The organism is Terribacillus sp. AE2B 122 (assembly GCF_902497585.1).
GTDB lineage: Bacteria > Bacillota > Bacilli > Bacillales > Amphibacillaceae > Terribacillus > Terribacillus saccharophilus_A.
The window spans coordinates 89,977-112,976 of the sequence record NZ_LR700948.1; the positions used below are offsets into that span (position 1 = coordinate 89,977).

General features: G+C 43.9%; 28 protein-coding genes. 16 read left to right on the forward strand and 12 right to left on the reverse strand.

From position 1 onward, the window contains the following. The first annotated feature begins 3 nt into the window (after positions 1–3). The gene (thrC, locus tag AE2B122_RS15915; protein ID WP_095268576.1) at positions 4–1,059 is read left to right on the forward strand and encodes a threonine synthase; all 1,056 of its coding nucleotides are present in this window, start codon (positions 4–6) and stop codon (positions 1,057–1,059) included. Continuing rightward, entirely contained in the window at positions 1,060–1,962 is a 903-nt protein-coding gene (gene thrB, locus AE2B122_RS15920; RefSeq protein ID WP_175074680.1) for a homoserine kinase, read from the forward strand. 103 nt (positions 1,963–2,065) lie between these two features. Here thrB and AE2B122_RS15925 read toward each other — a convergent pair whose 3' ends face one another. Beyond that, positions 2,066–2,290 (reverse strand): NifU family protein, encoded by a 225-nt coding sequence (locus tag AE2B122_RS15925; protein WP_038564952.1) that lies wholly within the window; start codon positions 2,288–2,290, stop codon positions 2,066–2,068. Between the two features lie 157 nt (positions 2,291–2,447). On the opposite strand from AE2B122_RS15925, the gene AE2B122_RS15930 reads away from it, so the two are divergent. The 4 genes from AE2B122_RS15930 to AE2B122_RS15945 all read left to right on the forward strand — a co-directional run bounded on the left by AE2B122_RS15930 (position 2,448) and on the right by AE2B122_RS15945 (position 4,410). Then, the gene (locus tag AE2B122_RS15930) at positions 2,448–2,759 is read left to right on the forward strand and encodes a YuzD family protein (protein ID WP_175074681.1); all 312 of its coding nucleotides are present in this window, start codon (positions 2,448–2,450) and stop codon (positions 2,757–2,759) included. A 72-nt stretch (positions 2,760–2,831) separates the two neighbouring features. After that, positions 2,832–3,068, forward strand: coding sequence for a YuzB family protein (locus AE2B122_RS15935; RefSeq protein ID WP_095218321.1), 237 nt, complete (start codon positions 2,832–2,834; stop codon positions 3,066–3,068). Between the two features lie 60 nt (positions 3,069–3,128). Beyond that, a complete protein-coding gene (dapF, locus tag AE2B122_RS15940) occupies positions 3,129–3,992 on the forward strand; it encodes a diaminopimelate epimerase (protein ID WP_175074682.1) in 864 nt (287 codons plus the stop codon). Positions 3,993–4,050: 58 nt separating this feature from the next. Continuing rightward, complete coding sequence (locus AE2B122_RS15945) at positions 4,051–4,410, forward strand: iron-sulfur cluster assembly accessory protein (RefSeq protein WP_095218319.1); 360 nt, start codon at positions 4,051–4,053, stop codon at positions 4,408–4,410. Positions 4,411–4,490: 80 nt separating this feature from the next. Here the strand turns inward: AE2B122_RS15945 and AE2B122_RS15950 are convergent, their stop codons facing one another. Continuing rightward, the gene (locus AE2B122_RS15950; RefSeq protein WP_175074683.1) at positions 4,491–5,096 is read right to left on the reverse strand and encodes a triacylglycerol lipase; all 606 of its coding nucleotides are present in this window, start codon (positions 5,094–5,096) and stop codon (positions 4,491–4,493) included. A 257-nt stretch (positions 5,097–5,353) separates the two neighbouring features. Between AE2B122_RS15950 and AE2B122_RS15955 the strand changes: the two genes are divergently transcribed. The 3 genes from AE2B122_RS15955 to AE2B122_RS15965 all read left to right on the forward strand — a co-directional run bounded on the left by AE2B122_RS15955 (position 5,354) and on the right by AE2B122_RS15965 (position 9,200). Next, positions 5,354–5,821 (forward strand): GNAT family N-acetyltransferase, encoded by a 468-nt coding sequence (locus AE2B122_RS15955; protein WP_095218317.1) that lies wholly within the window; start codon positions 5,354–5,356, stop codon positions 5,819–5,821. Between the two features lie 170 nt (positions 5,822–5,991). Next, on the forward strand, positions 5,992–7,467 hold the full coding sequence (locus AE2B122_RS15960) for a sugar porter family MFS transporter (protein WP_095218316.1): 1,476 nt from the start codon (positions 5,992–5,994) through the stop codon (positions 7,465–7,467). A gap of 257 nt (positions 7,468–7,724) precedes the next feature. After that, positions 7,725–9,200 carry a sugar porter family MFS transporter gene (locus AE2B122_RS15965; RefSeq protein ID WP_175074684.1) on the forward strand — a complete coding sequence of 492 codons (1,476 nt, stop codon included), beginning with the start codon at positions 7,725–7,727 and terminating at the stop codon, positions 9,198–9,200. 9 nt (positions 9,201–9,209) lie between these two features. Here the strand turns inward: AE2B122_RS15965 and AE2B122_RS15970 are convergent, their stop codons facing one another. Together AE2B122_RS15970 and AE2B122_RS15975 are read right to left on the reverse strand one after the other, a co-directional pair. Then, positions 9,210–10,007: an MBL fold metallo-hydrolase gene (locus AE2B122_RS15970; RefSeq protein ID WP_175074685.1), complete on the reverse strand. Its 798-nt coding sequence runs from the start codon at positions 10,005–10,007 to the stop codon at positions 9,210–9,212. 104 nt (positions 10,008–10,111) lie between these two features. Then, the gene (locus AE2B122_RS15975; protein ID WP_175074686.1) at positions 10,112–11,095 is read right to left on the reverse strand and encodes an NAD(P)/FAD-dependent oxidoreductase; all 984 of its coding nucleotides are present in this window, start codon (positions 11,093–11,095) and stop codon (positions 10,112–10,114) included. Between the two features lie 301 nt (positions 11,096–11,396). On the opposite strand from AE2B122_RS15975, the gene AE2B122_RS15980 reads away from it, so the two are divergent. Both AE2B122_RS15980 and AE2B122_RS15985 read left to right on the forward strand, forming a co-directional pair. Next, positions 11,397–12,614, forward strand: a complete 1,218-nt coding sequence (locus AE2B122_RS15980) for an NAD(P)/FAD-dependent oxidoreductase (protein ID WP_175074687.1) — start codon at positions 11,397–11,399, stop codon at positions 12,612–12,614. Positions 12,615–12,697: 83 nt separating this feature from the next. Beyond that, positions 12,698–12,883, forward strand: coding sequence for a hypothetical protein (locus tag AE2B122_RS15985; RefSeq protein ID WP_038564978.1), 186 nt, complete (start codon positions 12,698–12,700; stop codon positions 12,881–12,883). On the opposite strand, the gene AE2B122_RS15990 is transcribed toward AE2B122_RS15985, so the two are convergent. The 3 genes from AE2B122_RS15990 to deoD all read right to left on the reverse strand — a co-directional run bounded on the left by AE2B122_RS15990 (position 12,860) and on the right by deoD (position 14,820). Continuing rightward, positions 12,860–13,333, reverse strand: coding sequence for a divergent PAP2 family protein (locus AE2B122_RS15990; RefSeq protein ID WP_095218311.1), 474 nt, complete (start codon positions 13,331–13,333; stop codon positions 12,860–12,862). The two genes, AE2B122_RS15985 and AE2B122_RS15990, sit on opposite strands and share 24 nt — an antisense overlap. Before the next feature lie 76 nt (positions 13,334–13,409). Then, complete coding sequence (locus AE2B122_RS15995; protein WP_095218310.1) at positions 13,410–14,000, reverse strand: biotin transporter BioY; 591 nt, start codon at positions 13,998–14,000, stop codon at positions 13,410–13,412. Positions 14,001–14,109: 109 nt separating this feature from the next. Further along, positions 14,110–14,820, reverse strand: a complete 711-nt coding sequence (gene deoD / locus AE2B122_RS16000) for a purine-nucleoside phosphorylase (RefSeq protein ID WP_038564986.1) — start codon at positions 14,818–14,820, stop codon at positions 14,110–14,112. 193 nt (positions 14,821–15,013) lie between these two features. Here deoD and AE2B122_RS16005 point away from each other — a divergent pair, with 193 nt between their 5' ends. From AE2B122_RS16005 to AE2B122_RS16015, 3 genes are all read left to right on the forward strand, one after another. Next, positions 15,014–15,274, forward strand: a complete 261-nt coding sequence (locus AE2B122_RS16005; RefSeq protein WP_095218309.1) for a phosphocarrier protein HPr — start codon at positions 15,014–15,016, stop codon at positions 15,272–15,274. An 80-nt stretch (positions 15,275–15,354) separates the two neighbouring features. Next, entirely contained in the window at positions 15,355–15,852 is a 498-nt protein-coding gene (locus AE2B122_RS16010; protein ID WP_095218308.1) for a cation:proton antiporter regulatory subunit, read from the forward strand. A gap of 2 nt (positions 15,853–15,854) precedes the next feature. Beyond that, the gene (locus AE2B122_RS16015; protein WP_175074718.1) at positions 15,855–17,027 is read left to right on the forward strand and encodes a cation:proton antiporter; all 1,173 of its coding nucleotides are present in this window, start codon (positions 15,855–15,857) and stop codon (positions 17,025–17,027) included. 44 nt (positions 17,028–17,071) lie between these two features. Here AE2B122_RS16015 and AE2B122_RS16020 read toward each other — a convergent pair whose 3' ends face one another. The 3 genes from AE2B122_RS16020 to AE2B122_RS16030 all read right to left on the reverse strand — a co-directional run bounded on the left by AE2B122_RS16020 (position 17,072) and on the right by AE2B122_RS16030 (position 19,509). Then, positions 17,072–17,452 (reverse strand): kinase-associated lipoprotein B, encoded by a 381-nt coding sequence (locus AE2B122_RS16020; protein WP_095218307.1) that lies wholly within the window; start codon positions 17,450–17,452, stop codon positions 17,072–17,074. Further along, positions 17,449–18,627, reverse strand: a complete 1,179-nt coding sequence (locus AE2B122_RS16025) for a MalY/PatB family protein (protein WP_175074688.1) — start codon at positions 18,625–18,627, stop codon at positions 17,449–17,451. The genes AE2B122_RS16020 and AE2B122_RS16025 overlap by 4 nt, the downstream gene beginning before the upstream one ends. A 69-nt stretch (positions 18,628–18,696) precedes the next feature. Further along, a complete protein-coding gene (locus AE2B122_RS16030; protein WP_095218305.1) occupies positions 18,697–19,509 on the reverse strand; it encodes an alpha/beta fold hydrolase in 813 nt (270 codons plus the stop codon). A gap of 266 nt (positions 19,510–19,775) precedes the next feature. On the opposite strand from AE2B122_RS16030, the gene yugI reads away from it, so the two are divergent. After that, entirely contained in the window at positions 19,776–20,141 is a 366-nt protein-coding gene (gene yugI / locus AE2B122_RS16035) for a S1 domain-containing post-transcriptional regulator GSP13 (protein ID WP_095218304.1), read from the forward strand. 45 nt (positions 20,142–20,186) lie between these two features. Here yugI and AE2B122_RS16040 read toward each other — a convergent pair whose 3' ends face one another. Continuing rightward, positions 20,187–20,420, reverse strand: coding sequence for a DUF378 domain-containing protein (locus tag AE2B122_RS16040; protein WP_095218303.1), 234 nt, complete (start codon positions 20,418–20,420; stop codon positions 20,187–20,189). Positions 20,421–20,565: 145 nt separating this feature from the next. Here AE2B122_RS16040 and AE2B122_RS16045 point away from each other — a divergent pair, with 145 nt between their 5' ends. Next, positions 20,566–21,912 carry a glucose-6-phosphate isomerase gene (locus AE2B122_RS16045; protein WP_175074689.1) on the forward strand — a complete coding sequence of 449 codons (1,347 nt, stop codon included), beginning with the start codon at positions 20,566–20,568 and terminating at the stop codon, positions 21,910–21,912. A gap of 40 nt (positions 21,913–21,952) precedes the next feature. Here AE2B122_RS16045 and AE2B122_RS16050 read toward each other — a convergent pair whose 3' ends face one another. After that, positions 21,953–22,954 carry a TrkA family potassium uptake protein gene (locus AE2B122_RS16050; RefSeq protein ID WP_175074690.1) on the reverse strand — a complete coding sequence of 334 codons (1,002 nt, stop codon included), beginning with the start codon at positions 22,952–22,954 and terminating at the stop codon, positions 21,953–21,955. Positions 22,955–23,000: the final 46 nt, after the last annotated feature.

The following is a 23,000-nucleotide window of genomic DNA, read 5'->3' on the forward strand; positions in this document are numbered from 1 at the left end:
AGCATGGGATGGAAAGGACTTTTAGAAGCATATAAAGAATATTTGCCGATTTCAGAGGAAACACCAGCTGTAAGTTTAGGAGAAGGTAACACACCTTTAGTTAAGCTAGAAAAGCTGTCAGCAGCTTATGGTATCGAGGCCTACGCAAAAATCGAAGGAGCGAACCCAACGGGAAGCTTCAAGGACCGCGGTATGGTCATGGCCATTGCCAAGGCAAAAGAAGCAGGGGCTAAAGCAGTCATTTGCGCATCGACAGGCAATACTTCTGCTTCAGCAGCTGCGTATGCTGCCCGCGCGGGTATGCGCTGCTTCGTTGTCATTCCGGAAGGTAAAATTGCACAAGGAAAGCTTGCCCAGGCAGTCATGTACGGCGCGGAGATCTTTTCAATCGAAGGCAATTTTGATGATGCACTGCGTGTTGTACGGAACTTGAGCGAAACTGAGCCGGTGGCGCTCGTCAATTCTGTGAACCCATATCGTCTCGAAGGACAGAAGACTGCAGCCTTCGAGCTGTGCGAACAATTAGGACAAGCACCGGATTACTTATTCATTCCTGTCGGTAATGCAGGTAATATCAGTGCATATTGGAAAGGCTTCAAGGAATATGAGCAAGAAAAAGGGTACAGTCTTCCAGTTATGAAGGGCTATCAAGCAAGCGGAGCAGCTCCGATCGTGCATGACCGGGTGTTTGAGAATCCGGAAACTGTAGGCACTGCCATACGTATCGGGAATCCTGCAAGCTGGCAGAAAGCAACCGCTGCAAGAGATGAATCAGGCGGAACAATTGACGAAGTGACAGATGAGCAGATTATCGCTGCATATCAGAAAATAGCTCGCGAAGAAGGCATTTTCGCTGAACCAGGATCTTGTGCATCTTTCGCGGGACTGCTGAAAGCTTTGGAGCAAGGAGAAGTACCTAAAGGCGCAACCGTTGTTAGTGTACTAACTGGAAACGGATTGAAGGATCCGAACACAGCGATTGAATACAGTACAATCAAGCCGGTCGTCCTCCCGAACGAAGAACAAGTGATTGCAGACGCCATCAGGGAGCGGATGTAAATGAAACGCTGGCAAATAAGCGTACCGGCAAGCACTGCCAATATTGGACCAGGCTTTGATTCGGTTGGTATCGCTTTGAATCTGTATTTGGAGCTGGAAGTTCAGCCTGGACTGGAGTGGGAATTCATTCCGATGTCAGATGCCGTGCAAGGTCTTCCGGCTGGCAAAGACAATATGATTTATGAAACAGCCCTTTATGTGGCAGATCGCTATGGATATAGTAATCTGCCAGCATGTACGGTTCGTATGAATAGTGTTATTCCACTAGCCAGAGGGCTCGGCAGCAGTGCTACAGCCCTTGTTGCCGGTATTGAGCTGGCGGATTGCCTTTTGTCGCTTCAGTTGAGTGATGAAGAAAAGCTCGATATCGCTGTAAGTTTGGAAGGACATCCTGATAACGCAGCACCATCCATTTTAGGGGGATGTGTGATTGGCTATTATGATGACAAAGTTCATTATATACAGACACCAATTAAGGATGTACGTTTTCTAGCAGTTATTCCATCATTCAAACTTGCAACGTCAGATGCCAGAGCTGTTCTTCCAGATCAGCTTCTGTATAAAGACGCTGTAAAGGCAAGTGGTATTGCAAATGTAGCCGTTGCTGCCTTGCTGCAGCAAAATTGGAAGCTGCTTGGAGAGATGATGACGAAGGACCTTTTCCATCAACCCTACAGAGAGTCAATGATTCCGCATTATAAGGAAATCACCGACTCCCTGCAGGAAGCTGCATATGGTGTCTATTTAAGCGGTGCTGGCCCGACGATGATAGCTTTAATCGATGAAGCCCGGGCAGAAGCTGTCCATGCACACTATCAGAATATGTATCCTGACTTTGAATGGCTTTTGCTTTCATGTGCTGCAAAAGGAAGCTTCGCAGAAGAGTTAGCTGTCGAAGCATGACAAAACCCACAGAATCGGGATGATTTCTGTGGGTCTTTACTATCTTACGTATAAATAAAGAACCACGGGAAAGCTGTCACTTTTCCGTGGTTCTATCATTGTATTAGAATACTTGCTCGATCTCACGCACACCAGGAACTTCTGCCATTAAAGCACGTTCAATTCCGGCTTTCAATGTGATCGTAGAGCTTGGGCAGTTACCGCATGCTCCCATAAGACGCAGACGTACGATACCTTCATCAACATCGACTAGCTCGACGTCGCCGCCATCACGCAGCAAGAATGGACGCAATTTATTCAAAACTTCTTGTACTTGGTTTTCCATCATCCATTATCCCCCTTACGATTATATATTCATTATAAATCCTTTCCGGAAAAAAATCCACGCTGGCTAACTGAGAAATTTTATCAATTAAAAAATAAATTCCAACATCGTGCTTGTTACGGTAAACTGAAGCTAACAGCATACGAGAGGATGGAGCAGGATGACAACTAATATTACCGTATATGGAGCTGATATCATCTGTGCAAGCTGTGTGAATGCACCAAGCTCTAAAGACACGTATGAATGGCTGCAGGCCGCATTGGCAAGGAAGTTCGAAAACAAACAGTTTCAATTCGAATACATTGATATCAATGAACCGCCTGATGTAGTAAAGCATAAGCAGTTCGCGGCGAAAGTGATAGAAGAAGATCTGTTCTTTCCTGTTGTTCTCGTTAATGATGAAATCGCGGGTGAGGGAATCATTTCCCTTAAGGCAGTCACAAAAGCTGTCGAGACAGTCAGCGCAACCTAGTTGTGCTGATATCCCGCCTTATGGTAGGATTATCACTTAATAGTGTTACATCCTAGAATAGGAGTGAGCGGGTTGAATCCGATCATTGAGTTTTGTGTTAATAATCTGGCCTCAGGTTCTCAGGCAGCTTATGAAAAGCTGGATAGTGACCCAGGTCTTGATGTCATAGAATACGGCTGTACAAGCTTTTGCGGCATTTGTGCCCAGCACATGTTCGCTCTTGTAAACGGTGAACCGGTGACAGCTGAGACACCTGATGAGCTTGTCGAAAATGTTTACAAGTTCATCGAAGAAAATCCGTTATTTTAATTGGCCGTGCGTCTGCATTCCGCAGGCCTCGGCTTTTTTCATAGTAGAGGAGAAGAGACAATGGAGATACCGTTTGTGAAACTGCATGGCTTAAAAAACAGCTATATTTTTATTAATCTGTTCCAATTCCAGCTGGAGGAGGAAATGCTAGCGCCGCTTGCGATAGCTGTCGCAGACAGGGATACTGGAATCGGCTCTGACGGCTTGATACTTATCCATCCGAGCGAAACGTGTGATGTAGGCATGCGTGTTTTCAACCTGGACGGTTCCGAAGCAATGAATTGCGGGAACGGTCTCCGCTGTGTCGCGAAATATGCTTATGAAAATGACTTGGTGGAACGTGATACATTCACGATTCAGACGAAGGCAGGACAAGTGGAAGCAAAAGTGCATGGATCAAAAGCGCATGTACATGAAGTGACAGTTGATATGGGAGCGCCGATTTTGCAGCGTGAACTGATTCCAATGCTCGGTGAGGCTGGTCAGGACGTCGTCGATGAAGTTTTTGAAGCAGGAGAAGAACAGCTTCATGTTACAGCAGTAAGCATGGGTAATCCACACGCCGTGTTCTTTGTCGATAACATTAATGAAGCACCGCTTTATACGCAAGGTCCTGTTATTACGAAGGATCCTCGATTCCCAGAAGGAGTCAACGTCGAGTTCATAGAAATGGTCTCCAATAAAGAAATGCATTTCCGTGTATGGGAACGCGGCTCTGGTGTTACACAGGCATGTGGTACTGGTGCTTGTGCGGCAGTCGTTGCAGCAATTCAAAATGGCAAAGCACCGTATGGAGAAGAAGTGACCGTACATCTTAGCGGCGGCGATTTGTTCATCCGATGGGAAAAAGACGGTTCCGTCTGGATGCGTGGTGCGGCTGAAAAGACTGTATCTGGAACTTTTTATTGGGAGCACAGTGCTTGAGCATCAGTGAATAGGAGCGTATACTGAAAGTAAGATTAGAATAGGGAGGTAACTTGAAATGGTATTGAATATTACTGACACTGCCAGCCTTCAGATCAAAGAAATGATGAAGGAAGAAGAAGCAGAAACAGTCCTGCTGCGCTTTGGCGTCAAAGGCGGTGGCTGCAGCGGCCTTTCCTACAGCCTCGGCTTTGAATATGAAAAAAATGAAGAGTTGGATACATTCGAAGAGGTCAACGATATCCCGGTCATCATCCGTTCTATGGATATTCCGGTTATCCAAGGCACTACTATCGATTTCAAACAAAATATGATGGGCGGCGGGTTTACTATTGATAACCCGAACGCCATCGTCAGCTGCGGGTGTGGTTCGTCATTTAAGGCGGCAGCCCGTGAAGGTACGCCTGAGAATTGCTGATGTTAAAATGAAAGCCTTTCTGCCGTTTGTACAATCAAACGGCAGAAAGGCTTTTTTGCATTTTCTAGAGTCTTTCTCATTTAATTTAGTAGAGCCTCTTTAATATGACCATTTACTTGGTAGCTGTTTAAAAGACCAATATGAGATACGCCGTAAATTCTAATGTTATTCGCACCAGTAAGGACGGATAGATAGGAGCTTACGACATAGTCACTTGTCGAATAGATGGAAGTAGTATCTATGCCAGAAGGCGCTGCACTAGTTGTCAGTCTATTTGCCCCACCTAGCGTTACGAGCTTATCCACTTTGTCACCGCCGCCTTTATTCAATATGTAATAAAGACTGTTTGCGCCTCCCATGCTATGTGCCACGATGTTTACTTTATCGCTGCCTGTTTCTTCGAGTACGTCATCTACAAATCCCTGAATGGCAGATGAATTCAATTCTTGATGCCCTTGCTTGCTTGGGAGATCAATTGAATAAAGCTCATCACTCGACCATCCTTGGTTCTGTAAGTATCTTTCAATGAAATAGAAATTCGAATCGGAACCCGTCAAACCGTGAACAAAGACAACTGGTGTGTTATCAGTAGCGGCTTGGACTTTAGTGGGCTGGAAATAGGCAGAAAATGTTAGTACCATGGCAAAGCTGATAATCAAAAGCGTAATTTGTTTACATTTTCTCATTTCTTGTATCCTCCTAATATTTATATTATGTAATACTATTAAATTGTAAAATATCAACTGGAATTCCGGTATTGGGAAATTTATGATGATTTCACTATTTCTACGTCCTTTAGTAAACCATTTTCACAGTCATAATCACTCATCAGTAAGATTTTATTTCCCAATTAGAGTGTACAAAGTAGGTGTTTTATTCTTGTGATAATATTGCTAGAATCAACAGTTAGAAATCCCATTAATGTCTATTAAGGAGATATAAGATGATCACACTAGCTAAACCTGCAGATGCGTCGGAAATCCACCGGGTCATGATCGCTGCATTTGAAGAGTACAGAAATACGGCAGTTCCATCCAGTGCATTGGATGAAACAATAGATTCAATAAGATCATTTTTAGAAGAGGGTAAAGAGAGAGCTCTTCTTTTTTGGATTAATAATATAGCGTTAGGTACTGTCCGTTTTAAGGAAGAGGATGGTGCTTTATACTTCTTCCGCTTATCTGTAAGACCAGAGTGGAGAGGAAGAGGGGTAGCACGACACTTACTATCAGCATTAGAAAATTATGCGGCAACCCAAAGTCTTGGTACGCTTTACTGTCAGGTGAGGCTGTCAGAAGAGAGAAATATCGATTTATATAAGAAGAACGGATTTTGCATCAATGACAGTAAAACAATTACAAAATCCAATGGGATTCGGGTTGAAACAGTCATGATGACCAAAAAGCTATGATAAGTAAGTAGAGCTCAGTAAAACCTATATCATGCGGAAAACCAAAAATTGTAATGTTATAAAATGATTATATTAATAAAATGCGGGTATATAACTCCTACCAACACCTACATAAGGTGAAAGCATTGTTTGTACAACAGACAACATGCATAAATGGAGGAGAGAGAACGATGGACAAACAAGCGAATGGACAAGGGCATGTCGCTCATACTGAGGACGATGGTCGAAGTTCGAAGCGAAGATTAAGATTAATCGCTATTATTTCTACCTTCGGTGGATTATTATTCGGTTACGATACAGGTGTAATCAATGGGGCATTGCCTTTCATGGGGCAGGAAGACCAATTGAATCTGACACCATTAACAGAAGGAATGGTAGCAAGTTCCTTGCTTCTTGGAGCAGCGTTCGGTGCTGTATCCGGCGGTAAGCTTGCAGATAAAGTCGGTCGACGTCGTGTGATATTATACTTAGCTGTATTATTCTTCTTAGCAACTTTAGGTTGTTCTTTTGCACCGAATGTGGAGACAATGATTGTCTTCCGCGTACTGCTTGGACTAGCAGTTGGTGGTGCTTCGGTAACTGTTCCTGCTTACTTGGCGGAGGTTTCTCCTACTGAGTCACGCGGAAAAATGGTAACGATGAATGATTTGATGATCGTTACTGGTCAGCTTCTTGCTTATTCTTCTAACGCATTTCTTGGAAATATGTTCGGAGATACTGCTCATATTTGGCGTTATATGCTTGTTATTGCTACAATACCAGCTCTTGTACTTTGGTTCGGAATGCTTGTTATGCCAGAGAGTCCGCGCTGGCTTGCACAGCAAGGTATGCTGAAAACTGCTTTCCAGATTCTTTCAAAGATTCGCCGTAAAAATCGGGCGAAGCAGGAAATGGAACAGATTAAGAATACGGTAGAAAAAGAGAAGAAGCTGGACAAAGCTTCCTTTAAAGATTTGACTATTCCGTGGATCAGAAGAATCGTTCTTATCGGATTAGGGATTGGAGTAATCCAGCAGATAACTGGTGTAAACTCCATCATGTACTATGGTACTGAAATTTTGAGTGACGCAGGATTTGGTCGAGATGCGGCTCTTATAGGTAACATTGCCAATGGTATCATTTCCGTAGCAGCTACTATCTTTGGTATCTGGCTGCTAGGTAAAGTAGGACGCAGACCGATGCTGACGGTCGGATTTATCGGTACGACAACTGCATTGCTTTTGTTAACGATTGTAACGACATTCTTTGAAGGTTCGGCTGCACTTCCATATCTAGTGCTGAGTCTAACGGTAACTTTCCTTGCATTCCAGCAAGGAGCGGTATCGCCTGTCACATGGTTGATGCTTTCTGAAATATTCCCGTCACGTATTCGTGGTATGGGGATGGGGATTGCAATCTTCTTCCATTGGATGACAAACTTTACGGTAAGTTTGACCTTCCCAGTGTTGCTTAGTGCGATCGGTCTATCCAGCACATTTCTTATCTTTGTTGTTCTGGGTATTGCTGCTATTCTCTTTATCCAAAAATTCCTGCCAGAAACGAAAGGTCGTACGCTGGAAGAATTGGAACAAGATTTCCGTGATAAGAAAACCCGCAAAACTGTTCCAAAAGTGACTAAGAAAACTGAACTAAGTGAAAGAGTGTAAATAAAAAGATCCCTTCCTGGCAGACAGGAGGGGATTTTCTTTTATAAAGAAAGAAATTGTTATGCTGTTTTCACCGGTGAAAATGGTAATAATCATGAGTGCTGTGGTACAACTGTTCAATTGAAATAGAGTTGTAATATAACAAAAGTGATTATTTTGACAAAAGACGGGTATATAAATCCTACCAGCCCCTACATACAGAAAGGGTAAAAGCATTATTCATGCAGCAGTCAAATGCGTAAATGGAGGAGAAAAATATGGACAAACATGAGACTGAAAAAGGGCATGTCCCACAGATTGAGGATGATGGAAAAAGTTCGAAGCGGAGGCTGAGATGGATTGCCATCATATCTACTTTCGGAGGATTATTGTTTGGATATGATACAGGTGTCATCAATGGTGCACTGCCGTTTATGGGTCAGGAAGATCAGCTGAATCTTACACCGCTGACAGAAGGTGTTGTTGCCAGCTCTCTGCTATTAGGAGCTGCATTTGGTGCAGTATTTGGCGGAAAGCTTTCTGATAAGGTAGGTCGCCGCCGTATTATTTTGTATCTTGCTGTTTTATTCTTTATTGCGACATTAGGCTGTTCATTCGCACCGAACACGGAGACAATGGTGATCTTCCGAGTGCTGCTTGGTCTGGCCGTTGGTGGTGCTTCTGTAACTGTGCCGGCTTACCTTGCTGAGATGTCTCCAGCAGCGAAACGTGGACGAATGGTAACACAAAATGAATTGATGATCGTAACTGGTCAGTTGCTCGCTTATACTTCCAATGCTGCACTTGGAAACTTGTTCGCTGATACAGGTCATATCTGGCGTTATATGTTGGTTATCGCAACCTTGCCGGCTATCATACTTTGGTTTGGGATGCTGGTTATGCCGGAAAGTCCTCGTTGGCTTGCACAGCAAGGTATGCAAAAGACTGCTTTCCAAATTCTTTCGAAGATTCGCCGCAATAATCAAGCAAAACAAGAAATGGCGGAAATTCGCAAGACAGTGGAAAAAGAAGAGAAACAGGATAAGGCGTCATATAAAGACCTTGCGATACCGTGGATAAGAAAGATTGTTTTTATCGGTATGGGTATAGGTATTATCCAGCAAATCACCGGGGTTAACTCTATCATGTATTACGGAACAGAGATATTGAGTAATGCAGGATTCGGAACACAAGCTGCATTGATTGGTAATATTGCAAATGGCGTCATCTCTGTGCTTGCCACATTTGTTGGTATCTGGCTGCTAGGCAGAGTAGGTCGTAGACAGATGCTGACAGTAGGTTTTATCGGAACAACGAGTGCGCTGCTGCTTATTACGATTGTTGCTACTTTCTTTGAAGGGACGACAGCACTTCCGTATATGGTATTAGCTCTGACAGTCACATTCCTTGCCTTCCAGCAGGGTGCTGTTTCACCAGTCACATGGTTGATGCTAGCAGAGATTTTCCCTTCCAGGCTGCGCGGAATGGGTATGGGGATTGCTGTATTCTTCCAATGGATGACGAACTTCACTATTAGTTTGACTTTCCCAGTCTTGTTAAGTGCAATTGGTCTATCCAGTACTTTCTTAATCTTTGTTGTCCTGGGGATTGCTGCAATTCTCTTTATACAAAAATTCCTTCCAGAAACAAAGGATCGTACGCTGGAAGAATTGGAACAGGATTTCCGCCAGATGACAATCCGCAAAACAGTACCAAAATTGAAGAAGAAAACAGAAATAGGAGAAAGGGTATAATCCCTTCTCCTATTTTTTTGTTTCGACTAGTTTCTTTAAGCCTGCTTCCAATTCGTCGAAGAAGACAGGCATTCCATGTCCAGTACCAGCCGCTTGAGGATGCAGCTCCTGCAGCTTGCGGATGGAACGGAAGGACTCCTGCTCGTCCATTGTGAAGTAGCGTGGAGGACCGTTGAATTCCTTTTGCTGCGTAAGCACTTTGTGCAGAGATTCCTGCTGCACGGTCGTAAACGCATCACCTGCAATCAAGACTTTATCTTCTGTATGGAATAAGCTGATATGCCCTGGAGTGTGTCCTGGTGTGTGGATCCATTCCCAGCCTGGCAGGTGCGGTACTTTATGGTCGAGCGGTATGAGCCTTACATGCTTGCTTAAATCGATTCCTGTATTCGGGAAGGTCTTAGACAGCTTGGTAATCAGTCCGCCGCCAGCATCAGTCTTTCCTTCCGGATAGTCAAGCTGTCCAGTCAGGTAGGGAAGCTCAAGCTCATGCGCATAAACAGGCACATCCCATTCCTTCACCAGCTCGACGATACTGCCGACATGGTCGAAGTGACCATGTGTGAGGAGAATGCATGCTGGTTTAGTGCCTTCACCAAATAGTTCAGCAGCAGCTTGCTTAATATTGCCTGCTGTATCAGGAACCCCGGCATCGACAAGTACCCATTCTTTTGTATCAGGATTTTCAATAAAAAAGACATTTACTATTCTGTCTAGATAGCCATGAACAGTTGGGGAGACAGTTGTTTCTTTTCCGCTCTTTATTGAGGCAAGCGGAATTAAGCGATGTTCATATTCGTTTTCCATACAGCTCCTCCTTTATCGATACTAGTGTGTGAAAGAAGGGCTTCCTTATACAAGAAGTATAAAAAAACACCGGTTTTCCATAAAGGTAACCGGTGCGGTGTTATTTAAAACATGCTTGTGGAATGTTTAGGCTGTACACGAGCTTCTGGATCAATGTATGTTTTGGCATTGTTGATGGCAGTCGGGCCTTCGCCGAAACCAGAGGCGATCAGGTTGACTTTACCAGGGTACGTACAAATATCACCAGCTGCGTAAATGCCAGCGATATTCGTTTCTTGCTTCGTATTGACAACAATACTGTTTTTCTCGATTTCCAAATCCCATTGCTTGATTGGTCCTAAGGAAGAAATGAAGCCGTAATTGACGAGTACTTCGTCAACATCGATCGTTTCAGTTTCTTCGCTTTTCACCTTCTGCAGAACAACCTGTTCGATGCGGTCAGTACCAAGCATCTCAACTGGTGTATAAGGAGTCATGATTCTTACATTGGATTGCATGAGTCGTTCTACACTGTGTTCATGGGCACGGAACTCATCCCGGCGATGCACGAGAATGACTTCTTTGGCAATTGGTTCAAGCATTAGCGCCCAGTCAACAGCAGAATCGCCGCCACCTGCTAATAGCACACGCTTGCCAGCGTATTTCTGCATATTATCCACATAGTAATTCAAGTTAACACCCTCAAACTCGTCGCATCGTTCAACTGTCAGGCGACGAGGCTGGAAGGCACCGTTTCCTGCTGTGATGATGATCGTTTTCGAGAAGTGTACATCCTTATCTGTTTCGATGCGGAATGTATTATCTTCTAAACGCTCGACTTTATCGACTGATTCGCCGAGTGCGATGGTAGGGTCAAAGCGTTTCAGCTGTTCCATAAGGTTGTCCACTAATTCCTGTGCGCGGACTTGAGGGAATCCAGCTATATCATAGATGTATTTTTCAGGGTATAAAGCTGAAAGCTGTCCGCCCACTTGGGGAAGGCTTTCAATGATTTTGACACTTTGCTGACGCATCCCACCATAGAATGCGGTGAAAAGTCCGACTGGACCTGCACCGATGATGGTCACATCATATATTTGATCTGACATACCGGTTCCTCCTAGTATTTTTAAACGTAACAATTGGTATTTTATCATAGTTGCTGAAATATGAGTAAGAAGAAGGATTTTTAATGACTAGTAGTATGCCCTCGAACATGATAAGCTTCCCCTTTTTTGGTTGATAAAAGGAAAGAAAACGTTTACCATAATATTGATGACGGTTTTGTGACAGTTTTATGTTTTCATCTGCATTATAAAGTGAATAGTATCACAAACAAAAAAATTAATGAGTTATTAGGTTGCAGCAAGCTTAGGAAAAACCAAACTATATTAATGGATGTGATCAAAGATGAGCAAACCAAAAATTGTGATTGCAGGTGCTGGTTACGGCGGCCTGATTACGACAGTGAAACTTCAGAAACTGATTGGAGCGGACGACGCGAGCATCACGCTCGTAAACAAGCATGATTACCATTATCAGACAACATGGCTTCATGAGAATGCGGCCGGGACGAGACATCATGATCAGACGCGGATTGCAATCAAGGATGTTATCGATGCAAAAAAAGTCAATTTTGTCCAAGATACGGTAACGAAAATCAAACCAGATGAAAAAAAGCTAGTTATGCAAAACGGCGAAATCTCCTATGATTATCTTGTTGTAGGCTTAGGCTTTGAGCCGGCGAATTTCGGTATTGATGGCCTTCTTGACCATGCGTACATGATTCGGAGCATCAATTCCTCCCGTTTGATCAGAGAGCATATCGAGCACAATTTCGCAGTGTATAACAATGAAGCGGAAAAGAAAGAAGAACGTCTTAATATCGTTATTGGCGGAGGGGGCTTCACGGGCATCGAGTTTGCCGGAGAATTGGCAGAACGTATACCAGAACTGTGCAAAGAATACGATATAGACCGGGATAAGGTAAGGGTCATAGTTGTAGAAGCTGGAGCTTCCGTCATGATGGGATTCGATCCGCAGCTTGTTGAATATGCCTTGAATTCCTTGGAATCCCGCGGCATCGAATTCCAGACAAATGCCTTCCTTAAGGAAGTGACAGCCAACAGCATTGTTTATGAAAAAGCTGGTGAGAGACATACGGTCAAAACCAATACAACGGTATGGGCAGCTGGTGTTAAAGGTAACTCGATTCTGGAGGAATCCGGTTTCGAAGTAAACCGAGGCAAGGTGATGGTGACAGAGGATCTGCGTGATCCGAACCATGACGATATCTTTATTGTCGGCGATTGTGCGGCCGTCATAAATGGCGAAAACGGTAAACCGTATCCGCCAACAGCGCAAATAGCTACACAGATGGGTTATAACTGTGCCCAGAATCTGAAAGCACTCATCCGCAAGGAAAGCAACACCCAGAAATTCGTGCCAGAGATCAAGGGTACGCTTGCTTCCTTAGGAGGCGGTGACGCCATGGGTATGGTAATGGGTAAGAAGCTGTTCGGAAAACCGGCAGATGTGATGAAGAAAGCGTCGGATAATCGCTATCTTTTCCAGCTTGGCGGTGTAGGACTAGTCTTGAAAAAAGGGAAGTTCAACATATTCAGCTAAACAAAAAGCAGCCATATGGCTGCTTTTCTTTTGTATAGGGATATTCTCATTTGTCGATGCTGTTACCAGAGGTGAAAGATATGATGCGACGATGGTGCATAAGAGCACTGCTTTGTACCCTCTGGCTTACAGCTATGTATGTGACCTGGAGCCAGCTGACGAATTTGACAGCAGAGGACGTCATCCAATATGAACAGAGGCAGCTTCCTGTACGTGACTTCGGAAGCAAGCAGCTGCATTTACAATTAAAACAGCAAATAGATGACTAAAGAAATACCAATGCCGGTTAATGCGCCGAAAAAGACTTCGATCGGCTGATGTCCGAGCATTTCTCGGATTTCGCGATTCTTTTCGAACTCCTGCTTACTGCCCCAGATTTTCGCTTCATCCACAAAGCGCTGAAAATCCTTCAGAAGCAGATTCAGCAATATTGCCTGTTCACCGGCTTGTCTTCTTACACCGGATGCATCAAACATGATGATGATGCTAAAGACGAAGGATGCGGCAAAAATAGGGGAATCAAGTCCGCTTTCAAAGCCGATCGAGGTTGTCAGGGCAGCCACGGCTGCTGAATGGCTGCTCGGCATTCCCCCGGTACTGAATGCAAGGTCGGCTTGAATGCGCTTATCCGCAATCGCACGGATAGGCACTTTTATTATTTGTGCGAAAACGATTGCAATCAGCGCACTCCATAGAGGCATATTTTGTAACAATGACATGTACTGCTACATCCTTTCAGAGAAAAAGCTATAATATATGATGTACTCATTATAACTAAATTTCCCTGAGAAAATGTCATTTAAACGAAGTATTATATGTCACTTTACCTTTTCTGAAAGCATGAGCCACTCTAGGGTAAAACAAGGCTGCAAGAATTGCGAAACAGAAATCTTTGATAAAGAACGGTATCATGCTGATCCAAGCAGCCAAGTAGCTTATATCCACACCCATCCAAAGATGCATGGCGCCGTACATATACGTGACCCCAAAGAGATAATTTACAATTACACCAGCGATTACCGCTCCAAAAACGCGGTAACGCATAGATGTCTTTTCCATAATAAACCCAGCGATAAAGGCAATAGGTATGAAAGATAGCAAGAAACCGCCAGTAGGCCCGGCAAAGACACCAAATCCTCCAGAGAGATCTGCGAAAATCGGCAGCCCAGTAAGACCTAGCAGTACATAACAAATCATACTGTAGGATCCCCATTTATAGCCTAACAGCAAACCAGCAAGTAGTGCGAAGAAAGGCTGCAATGATAACGGCACTGTTTGTCCTCCGATTGGTACTGCAAGAAACGGCAGCCAAACCGAGATATTTGCTCCGACTGTCATCAAGCCCACAAACATCGCGCTTGCAGTCAATTTACCAGTACGACTCATAAATTTATCAACTCCTTGCAGAAATAGTAAGCGACAGGCTCTTTATTGTCAACCTAATTTTTGTTGAGGTTTACAATATAGGCATAGAAAAAGGCATAGAAGCCTTCTTCTATGCCTGGATTGCTGCATCCAATGCAATTTCCATCATATCGCCAAAAGTAGTCTGACGCTCCTCGGCAGTTGTTTCTTCGCCAGTAAGGATGTGATCGCTGACTGTAAGGACAGATAGCGCTTGGCAGTCATGTTTCGCAGCAATCGTGTAAAGTGCAGTTGTCTCCATTTCGACAGCCAAAACTTTGTAATCTGCCAATTTTCCGTAGAATTCCAATGTGTTGTCACGATAGAAACGATCGCTTGTAAAGACGTTACCAACACGGATGTTCAAGCCTTTTGCTTGTCCAGCTTGATATGCTTTCAGCAGCAAATCAAAGTCAGCTGTAGGGGCAAAATCGACTGTACCAAATTCCTGACGGTTTATTTGGGAATCAGAGCTAGACGTGGAGGCTAAGATTACATCACGAACTTTAACGTCTTTCTGAATAGCGCCTGCAGTACCAACGCGAATCAGTTTCTTCACGCCGTAGCTTTGAATCAATTCATTTACATAGATGCTGATGGACGGCACACCCATACCTGTACCTTGAACAGAGATTCTTTCTCCTTTGTATGTACCGGTATAGCCATACATTCCTCTTACTTCGTTATAAAGCTTTGCATCTTCCAAAAATGTTTCAGCGATGTATTTTGCGCGAAGCGGATCCCCAGGAAGCAGGATCTTGTCTGCAATCTGGCCGGCTTCTGCATTTATATGTACACTCATGACAGCACTCCTTTTTGCTAGATGTGTCAAAATTACCATAAATACAAGATAAACTCAATCTTATGGCGTGAAGCTGTTTTTAAACTTAAAAAAGTGACATATTTATTTAAAAACGCTTTCTTTTCTCCTATAATAAGTATGTTACTACTTTCACATTTACATACATGAGCTATTTGCTTTGGAGGGAATTACGATGCAAGAGAAAACATTCACTATTACAAGCGAAACGGGAATCCATGCGAGACCTGCAACGCTGCTTGTTAATAAAGCCGGCCAGTTCAATTCTGAGATTGAACTCGCTTTTAAAGAAAAGAAAGTGAACTTGAAATCGATCATGGGTGTCATGTCACTAGGTGTCCCGCAAGGAGCACAGGTTGTTATTACAGCTGACGGAAATGATGAGGCAGCAGCAATAGAAGGTATCCAGGAAGTGCTGGAAAACCATTTGAGCTGATTGAAAAAGCTGGAGATTTTCTCCAGCTTTTTTTATACTTTCCTCAAGGAGTATAATATACCGGATGGGAGTCCTAGCTTATGAAATGTCATATATCACAGCTTCCTGGCATCGGAAGCAAAATTACGCTGCGCACTGGAGAAGAGGGGATGGTTGTTATTATCGTCCATCACTCCGGCAAACGAGAATTATATTTCTTTGAAGACGCTTCCAGTGATGAGGCGGATTTCGCAATGGATTTAACGGCAGATGAGACACGGGAGCTAGGTGCACAGCTTTTAGGTGCTACTTATCAGCCTGTTGATACAGACCAGCTAAAATTGTTTCGCAAGCAAATCGTTGTGGATTACATTGAATTATCGGAATCATCTGAGATTGCTAATAAGACATTAGAAGAAGCAGCAGTGCGGTCGAGAACTGGTGTTACTGTTATCGGTATTATCCAAGGTGATGAGACGATTGCCATTCCAGAGCCGGCTACTGTTTTGAAACCGGGAGATGTATTGATGTCAATTGGAAAGAAGAATCAGATTGATGCCATGATCGACCTTTGCGACGGTAAGGAAGAGCAGACTTGAGTGTGCAGCTGCCAACGCTGCTTGGAGCTGGCCTTGTCTTGCTCGGAATATTCTACCTAGGTTTTCTATCCATCAAAATCCGTTTTCCGAGTGTCATTCTGTATATTTTGTTTGGCATCGTTCTGGCAGATTTGCTGCTTCATAATGAAATTCTCCACTTTTCAAGTGAAGTTGGTATCGTTTTGCTTTTCTTTGTACTCGGACTTGAATTCAGTATTTCGAGACTTGGCGGTATAGCTAAGAAAATCTGGTCAACTGGTCTCTTGGATGTGATGTTAAGCCTTGGTGTGACAATGGGGATTTGTTTAATCATGCAAGTAGATCTATTTACGTCATTCCTGATTGGTGCGGTGGCCTATGCAACAAGCTCTTCCATTACGGCGAAGCTGTTGGATGACAAGAGCAGAATGGCCAATATGGAGACAGAATTCATCTTGGCGCTGCTTATATTCGAGGATATCATCGCGCCGATTTTAGTCGCTGTGCTTATTGGTATCAGCAGTTCGGGAAGCTTTGAACCGATTAGTGCTGTATACCTTGTGCTGAAAATACTTGGTCTGGCTGTAGGGGCAGTGGTACTGAGCAAAACAGTCTTCCGTAGGTTCGATACATTCATGGATAAGTTTGAAGACGAGGATTTCAAGATTGTGCTGTTAATCGGAATAGCCTTGACTTATGGAGGACTTGCCGTCTATCTCGGCTTATCTGAGGTGCTGGGTGCCTTCCTGGCAGGGATGATTTTAGCGGAATCGGGTAAGATCGAGCGAGTGGAACATGCTGTGAACCCGATTCGAGATTTGTTGCTGCCGACGTTCTTCATCTATTTTGGTACGACTATAGATTTCGGTGACGGTGTACCAATGCCAGTACTGCTTACGATTGTCTTGATCTGGACGATGGCAGCTAAAGTGATGACAGGCTACTTCGGCGGCTTGATGTACGGTTTGCCGAAGCGAGTCGCCTTCCGTGGCGGATTGTCTATTTGCGCCAGAGGGGAATTCAGTGTCGTGATTGCTAGTATTGCAGTTGGTACAGCGAAAGTATTTGCAGGCATCTACATCGTATTGGCGGCTTTCATTGGTGTACTGTTATTCGAATTTGCCCCAAAGTTAACGAACAAGATTTTTGGTAAGCCTGTGACGAAAAAACGTAATTTGAAACTGCCAGGCTCTTAAGACAACGAAAAAAGGCAGGAACAAAGTTTCCTGCCTTTTTTCGTTTACTTAAAGTAATCTTTCTCCAATGTCTCCACGTTTGCAAGCGCAAGTTCTTGATAGCGAGAAGAAGGCTGTTCCTTCAAATCGTGCTTTAGCTGCTGAACTGCTGTCCGCAAAGAATCGGAGTACTCCGGTACTGTGTTTGTATATGCTGATACTGCAGTTTTTGGTATATTCGCTTTTTCATTCTGTGCGAGCGCCCGGCGTTCATGGAAGAAAACATCTTCTGTTTCCTTCGGATGATGCAAATCACCTTGCTGCGGATGCTTGAGAACAGCCAGTATCTCTACTAAATAAAACTTGCCGCGTTCTTCTTTGATACTTCCGACATAGGTACCAGTTTTATAGCGTGCTTTTACGACGCTGCCCATTTCTAAGGTCATTTTGCTGCCTCGAATTCTTTAAGGCTGTTTTTCAGCCGGTCCAGGGCATCCCGCATCGTTTCAGGCGGGCAGGCAATGTTCATCCGAACAAATCCAGTACCTGCTTCTCCGAATTGTACACCGTCATTGAATCCTAGCTTCGCTTTCTGGGCAAAGAAGTCCATCAGTTCTTTTGGTTCCAACTTCATTTGACGGCAATCCAGCCACATCAAATAGGTGCCTTCCAGCGGTGCAAGCTGGATAAGAGGAGTATCAGCCAATGCTTCTTCCGTCAGCTTCCGATTTACTGCCAAAATGTCCAGCAAACCATCCAGCCATTCCTCGCCGTCCGTATAAGCGGCTTCCATTGCAGCGACTGCCATCGTATTCAACATATGGAAGCCTTGCTTAGAGAAGGTTTCTTGCAGCTGCTTTCGCATATCTTCCTGCTCAACGATGCTGTATGATACCTGCAGTCCTGCCAAATTGAATGTTTTTGACGGGGACAAGAATGTGATTGTCCGTTTGCTCATGTCTTCAGACAAGGAGGCAATGGGGATATGCTGATTCCCTTCATGAATTAAATCGGCATGAATCTCATCTGACAAAAGTAAAACATCGTACGTTTGACATAGGTTCACTAAGCGCTTTAGCTCCTCTTTCGTCCAAACACGTCCGACTGGATTATGCGGATTACAAAGAATCATCGTCTTTGCTCCTTCTCGGAAACATGTCTCCAAGTGCTCGAAATCCATCTGGTATGTACCATTTTCTTCGAGCAAAGGATTTTCGACGATTTTGCGGTCATGTGCAGTGACCACGCTGTAAAAAGGAGCATAAACAGGCGTCTGGATGACGACTTGCTCACCAGGTTCTGTAAACGTCTGGATAGCCATATGCAGACTGGTTACTACGCCGGGGCTGTAAAGCAGCCAGCTTGGCTTAATGCGCCAGCCGTGGCGTTTTTCAACCCAATTGGATACGGTCTTTGAAATACTCGCATCTGTAATTGTATAACCATAAATACCGTGTTCAGCCCTGTTCTTCAAGGCGTCTATCACCGCTCGAGGTGATTGGAAGTCCATATCTGCGACCCACATCGGCAGAACATCTTCTCCTCCATATAATGCTGTAAGGTTGTCCCATTTCACCGATCGGGTCTTTCTGCGGTCGTGAACTGTTTCGAAATTATGCATAGTCCGTACTCCTTCCATCATTTCTTTCCCCATTATATAAAGAAATCCTTCGAAAAGCGAAAGGCTTGATCATTCTATATACGAGAGAATTGTTTCAGGCGTTTCCTCAGGGAGAAGATGACCGGCATCAGGAAGGATATGGAGTGTAGCATTCGGAAGCTCGGCAAGCAGACGATAGCCGATCGAAGGGGGCAATAATGGATCCTTCTTTCCCCAGAAAATAATTGTGTCTGCTTGTATCTGCTGCAAACTGTCATTTGGCAAATCGCCGCCTCGTGTTCGGATGAAGCTAGCAAGACTTGGATAAAGATCCTTAGCCATAAAGGGGATGCTATACGCAACCACCATCCGAAGGGTGACCTTATCAGGATCAGCTACAAGGTGGCGCAGGAAACCAACGACACTGCTGGCTTCGAATGCGAGGTGCATAATGGCAGGGAAGATGCTGGCGGAAGCGATCAAGCTTGAGAATGCGTCTGTTGGCAGCATATAGCTTGATGGTGCAAACAGAAACAGTTTATTTATCCGATCAGGGTAACTATAGGCGAGACGCATGGCAATTTGACCGCCCATTGAATGACCGCCAATATCTATTTTTTCTATCTGTAAATGATCAAGAAGAGATGCGGCAAGACGGGTATAATCTTCATAGGAAAAAGCTATTTCAGCCGATTTTTGGCTATTTCCAAAGGGGGGGAAATCTAATGTCACTACTTGGTACCGTTGACGCAGCTCCGGAATCATGCGGTGAAAGCAGCCTCCGGAGGCAAGGAACCCGTGAAGAAGAAGGATTGTGCGGGAGGTGTCATGACTGTAAGAAGAATAAATACGATAATCAATAGCTATATCTTCGTAGTAGAAGGTATGGTTCGAGTAAGACATTCTAGCTTGCCCCTTTGCCTGCAATTAGTTCTAGTTTCGGTCATTTTGGACTTTATATGCAAAAAAAATAGCAAAGCGATACGCATCGCTTTGCCTACAGGGGGAATACGAGAAAGTCTTACATAACTATGTATTACCAAAATTGCTTACTAGCAAACCTATTCTAATAAAAAAATTATACATATATAAATTTTTGCCGAAACCAACTTACTGTGATAGAATTATTTATTGCGTATAAAAGTAGAAAAAATCAGGAGTTGTTTAGTATGGCAGAGAAGTTCGAAACAGGACAAGTATTGACAGGTAAAGTAACAGGAATCCAGCCTTACGGTGCTTTTGTTGCATTGGATGAGCAGGTTCAAGGTTTGGTTCACATTTCCGAGGTGACTCATGGTTTCGTTAAAGATATCAATGAACACCTATCTGTAGGCGATGAAGTTAAAGTTAAAATTCTTGATATCAACGAACAAAGCGGTAAATATTCCCTTTCTATCCGTGCTACAGAAGAAGCACCTGCAAAGCAGCAGCAAGCTAGCGTTCAGAAGCAAGCTGTTTCTGAGGATGCTCCAGCAGGATTCAATACGTTGAAAGACAAGCTTCAGGATTGGATCAAACAAACTGAAGGCAAATAATTAGAAAGACCCCCATAATAGGGGGTCTTTTTTTGATTTATCCATTTATGCCTTGGTTGTTGTCGCTTCTTCCACTTCTTTACGCTCTAGGAACAGAGCGGAAATTGACACAAGACCAGCCAAGCCGACAAGACTGTAGATGATCCGTGGGAAAGCAGCCGCCTGACTGCCGTTACCAAAGATACCTGCAACCAAGTCGTAGTTGAATAAACCGACTAGTCCCCAGTTGATCGCGCCAATTATGACAAGAACAAGAGCGATACGCTGTATCATATTCAACTGCATAACCTCCATTTCATGAAGCGAGATGATAAATCTTTCTTAGCATGCCTTTGTTGACCGATTATATTCCTATAACAATTCTTGATTTACTTGTCCAGTTTCGGTAAAGTTGCTATAGTAAGCAGTTTCAAGGAGGATGAATATGACACACATCGGATTTGATTATAAGAAAGCGTTGCCATATATCGGGGAGCAGGAACTGGATTACCTTGCACCGCTCGTGCAGGCCGCGCATGAACAATTACATAATAAAACAGGTGCCGGCAATGATTTCTTAGGCTGGCTTGAATTACCAATGGATTACGACAAAGAAGAGTTCGCTCGTATCAAGCAGGCAGCAGCGAAGATCCAATCTGATTCGGATGTTTTGCTCGTTGTCGGAATTGGCGGTTCTTATCTTGGCGCTCGTGCGGCAATTGAAGCACTGACACACAGCTTTTTCAACGTACTTTCTAAAGAAGACCGCAAAGCACCACAAGTATTCTTTGTCGGCAATAGCATCAGTGCCCCATATTTGAATCAGCTTCTTGATGCAATTAAGGGCAAAGATGTCAGTGTGAATGTTATATCCAAAAGTGGTACAACAACTGAACCGGCAATTGCCTTCCGTATCTTCAAAAAGTATTTGGAAGAGAAGTACGGAGCCGAAGAAGCACGCAAGCGTATTTATGCCACAACGGATAAAGCAAGAGGTGCTTTGAAAACACTTGCCAGCAAAGAAGGATATGAGTCGTTCGTCATCCCTGATGATGTTGGCGGCCGTTTCTCTGTGCTGACAGCTGTGGGACTATTGCCAATTGCAGCTGCTGGTGTTGATATCGACAGCATCATGTCTGGCGCGCAAAAGGCGCAGGAAGAACTGTCTGTATCTGATCTGAAGGAGAACCCGGCATATCAATACGCAGCTATCCGAAACGTTCTTTATAACAAAGGTAAGAATATCGAACTGCTTGTGAACTACGAGCCATCATTGCAGTATTTCAGTGAATGGTGGAAACAATTGTTCGGTGAAAGTGAAGGGAAGGATTTGAAAGGATTGTTCCCGGCGTCTGCTAACTTTTCTACAGATTTACATTCCCTAGGTCAATATGTACAGGAAGGCCGCCGCGACTTGTTCGAAACAGTCGTGCTTGTGAAACAGCCTGTCTCTGATGTGACCATAGAAGCGGAAGAGGAAGACCTTGATGGCCTGAACTATCTTGCAGGTCAGACAGTTGATCAAGTGAACTACAAAGCGTTCCAGGGTACACTGCTTGCTCATACAGATGGTAACGTACCAAACTTAGTCGTAGAAGTTCCAGCACTGGATTCGTTCAGCTTCGGGTATCTGGTATACTTCTTCGAGAAAGCATGTGCAATCAGCGGATACTTGCTTGGTGTGAATCCGTTCGATCAGCCAGGAGTGGAAGCATATAAGAAGAACATGTTCGCACTGCTTGGCAAGCCTGGCTATGAAGAAGAAAAAGCAAAATTAGAAAAAAGATTATAATTGATAAATCCCTTCTGGCCCTGGTGGCAGAAGGGATTTTTTATTCGATATGCTGCAAGGTGATGATGCTGTCTTCCTGAAGCATCGGTTCCTGGAAGTCTGGGCTCATATCTATTGTTTCTCCACGCATATAACCAATTGCCGTCTTCTCTTTACGGGCAAAATAACGGCTTGCTTCAAAGAAGCTTTTACCTGCTAATTCACTTGGCAATGATATGCTTCGAATTTCCTGTTCTTTCAGAAAATGCAGCAGCAGCTCCAGATGACTTTTCTTTTCTTTATGATACACTTCGTGGAAAAACAATGTGCTCACGAAATCATTTGATCGGATGACGACATCTGCTCCTGCACGGCGAAGGTTTTCTTTCTGACTATGCGTCAGCACTTCGGCCACGATATGAAGATTTGGATTGTTTCCTCGTAAAGCAATTGCTGTCAGAATTGTCATGTAATCAATCTGTTTCTCGTTTTTGCCAGCGTTTGCAGTAATAATAGCGGTCTTTGCATATTGGATATTCGCTTTTTGAAGGGTCTTATCCTCAGATGCGTCTCCACGGATGAAGTGTAAAGTATGTTCCCGGTAGGGGAGCATAGTCAGTGACTGATCGATTAAGACGACAGACTGTTCCGGGTGTTTTTCATTCAGCTTCTCAAGCAGTGTCCTGGTCCGCTCATTCCAGCCAATAATGATGATATGATTACTTCCTTTGAACTCAGTAAGCCCTTTGGAAAGATCCTGGGTATACTTTACAGTTCCAGCAGCAATGGTGGTCAAAGAAAAAGTAACAAGACCAGCTCCAGATAGGATGAGGAAAATTGCAAGTATCTTGCCATACAATGTTTCCGGAATCAAGTCTCCGTAGCCGACAGTGGAAGCAGTGACGAATGCCCACCAGATACCGTCAAAATAAGTTGGGAATTGCTTCGGTTCTATGTGGCGCATGCATATGCCGAATAACACCATCACCACAAGTATAGTAGAAAAGAGACGTACAAATATGGGAAGGCGGAAATAGAAACGGCGCAGAAACTGTGTAACCATGCTATCCCTCCTCAATTTTTGTTAGTATATGTATATTCACATGCTT

Excerpts from the sequence above, each read along its gene's own strand:
- AE2B122_RS16010 (WP_095218308.1), top strand. The coding sequence starts at position 15,355 with ATGAAATGTCATATATCACAGCTTCCTGGCATCGGAAGCAAAATTACG.
- AE2B122_RS16045 (WP_175074689.1), top strand. The coding sequence starts at position 20,566 with ATGACACACATCGGATTTGATTATAAGAAAGCGTTGCCATATATCGGG.
- AE2B122_RS16050 (WP_175074690.1), bottom strand. The coding sequence starts at position 22,954 with ATGGTTACACAGTTTCTGCGCCGTTTCTATTTCCGCCTTCCCATATTT.
- deoD (WP_038564986.1), bottom strand. The coding sequence starts at position 14,820 with ATGAGTGTACATATAAATGCAGAAGCCGGCCAGATTGCAGACAAGATC.
- AE2B122_RS15990 (WP_095218311.1), bottom strand. The coding sequence starts at position 13,333 with ATGTCATTGTTACAAAATATGCCTCTATGGAGTGCGCTGATTGCAATC.
- dapF (WP_175074682.1), top strand. The coding sequence starts at position 3,129 with ATGGAGATACCGTTTGTGAAACTGCATGGCTTAAAAAACAGCTATATT.
- AE2B122_RS15965 (WP_175074684.1), top strand. The coding sequence starts at position 7,725 with ATGGACAAACATGAGACTGAAAAAGGGCATGTCCCACAGATTGAGGAT.
- thrC (WP_095268576.1), top strand. The coding sequence starts at position 4 with ATGGGATGGAAAGGACTTTTAGAAGCATATAAAGAATATTTGCCGATT.
- AE2B122_RS15980 (WP_175074687.1), top strand. The coding sequence starts at position 11,397 with ATGAGCAAACCAAAAATTGTGATTGCAGGTGCTGGTTACGGCGGCCTG.
- AE2B122_RS15960 (WP_095218316.1), top strand. The coding sequence starts at position 5,992 with ATGGACAAACAAGCGAATGGACAAGGGCATGTCGCTCATACTGAGGAC.
- AE2B122_RS15985 (WP_038564978.1), top strand. The coding sequence starts at position 12,698 with ATGCGACGATGGTGCATAAGAGCACTGCTTTGTACCCTCTGGCTTACA.
- AE2B122_RS16020 (WP_095218307.1), bottom strand. The coding sequence starts at position 17,452 with ATGACCTTAGAAATGGGCAGCGTCGTAAAAGCACGCTATAAAACTGGT.
- AE2B122_RS15955 (WP_095218317.1), top strand. The coding sequence starts at position 5,354 with ATGATCACACTAGCTAAACCTGCAGATGCGTCGGAAATCCACCGGGTC.
- AE2B122_RS16025 (WP_175074688.1), bottom strand. The coding sequence starts at position 18,627 with ATGCATAATTTCGAAACAGTTCACGACCGCAGAAAGACCCGATCGGTG.
- AE2B122_RS15995 (WP_095218310.1), bottom strand. The coding sequence starts at position 14,000 with ATGAGTCGTACTGGTAAATTGACTGCAAGCGCGATGTTTGTGGGCTTG.
- AE2B122_RS15950 (WP_175074683.1), bottom strand. The coding sequence starts at position 5,096 with ATGAGAAAATGTAAACAAATTACGCTTTTGATTATCAGCTTTGCCATG.
- yugI (WP_095218304.1), top strand. The coding sequence starts at position 19,776 with ATGGCAGAGAAGTTCGAAACAGGACAAGTATTGACAGGTAAAGTAACA.
- AE2B122_RS15925 (WP_038564952.1), bottom strand. The coding sequence starts at position 2,290 with ATGATGGAAAACCAAGTACAAGAAGTTTTGAATAAATTGCGTCCATTC.
- AE2B122_RS16030 (WP_095218305.1), bottom strand. The coding sequence starts at position 19,509 with ATGTCTTACTCGAACCATACCTTCTACTACGAAGATATAGCTATTGAT.
- AE2B122_RS15970 (WP_175074685.1), bottom strand. The coding sequence starts at position 10,007 with ATGGAAAACGAATATGAACATCGCTTAATTCCGCTTGCCTCAATAAAG.
- thrB (WP_175074680.1), top strand. The coding sequence starts at position 1,060 with ATGAAACGCTGGCAAATAAGCGTACCGGCAAGCACTGCCAATATTGGA.
- AE2B122_RS16005 (WP_095218309.1), top strand. The coding sequence starts at position 15,014 with ATGCAAGAGAAAACATTCACTATTACAAGCGAAACGGGAATCCATGCG.
- AE2B122_RS15945 (WP_095218319.1), top strand. The coding sequence starts at position 4,051 with ATGGTATTGAATATTACTGACACTGCCAGCCTTCAGATCAAAGAAATG.
- AE2B122_RS15975 (WP_175074686.1), bottom strand. The coding sequence starts at position 11,095 with ATGTCAGATCAAATATATGATGTGACCATCATCGGTGCAGGTCCAGTC.
- AE2B122_RS15930 (WP_175074681.1), top strand. The coding sequence starts at position 2,448 with ATGACAACTAATATTACCGTATATGGAGCTGATATCATCTGTGCAAGC.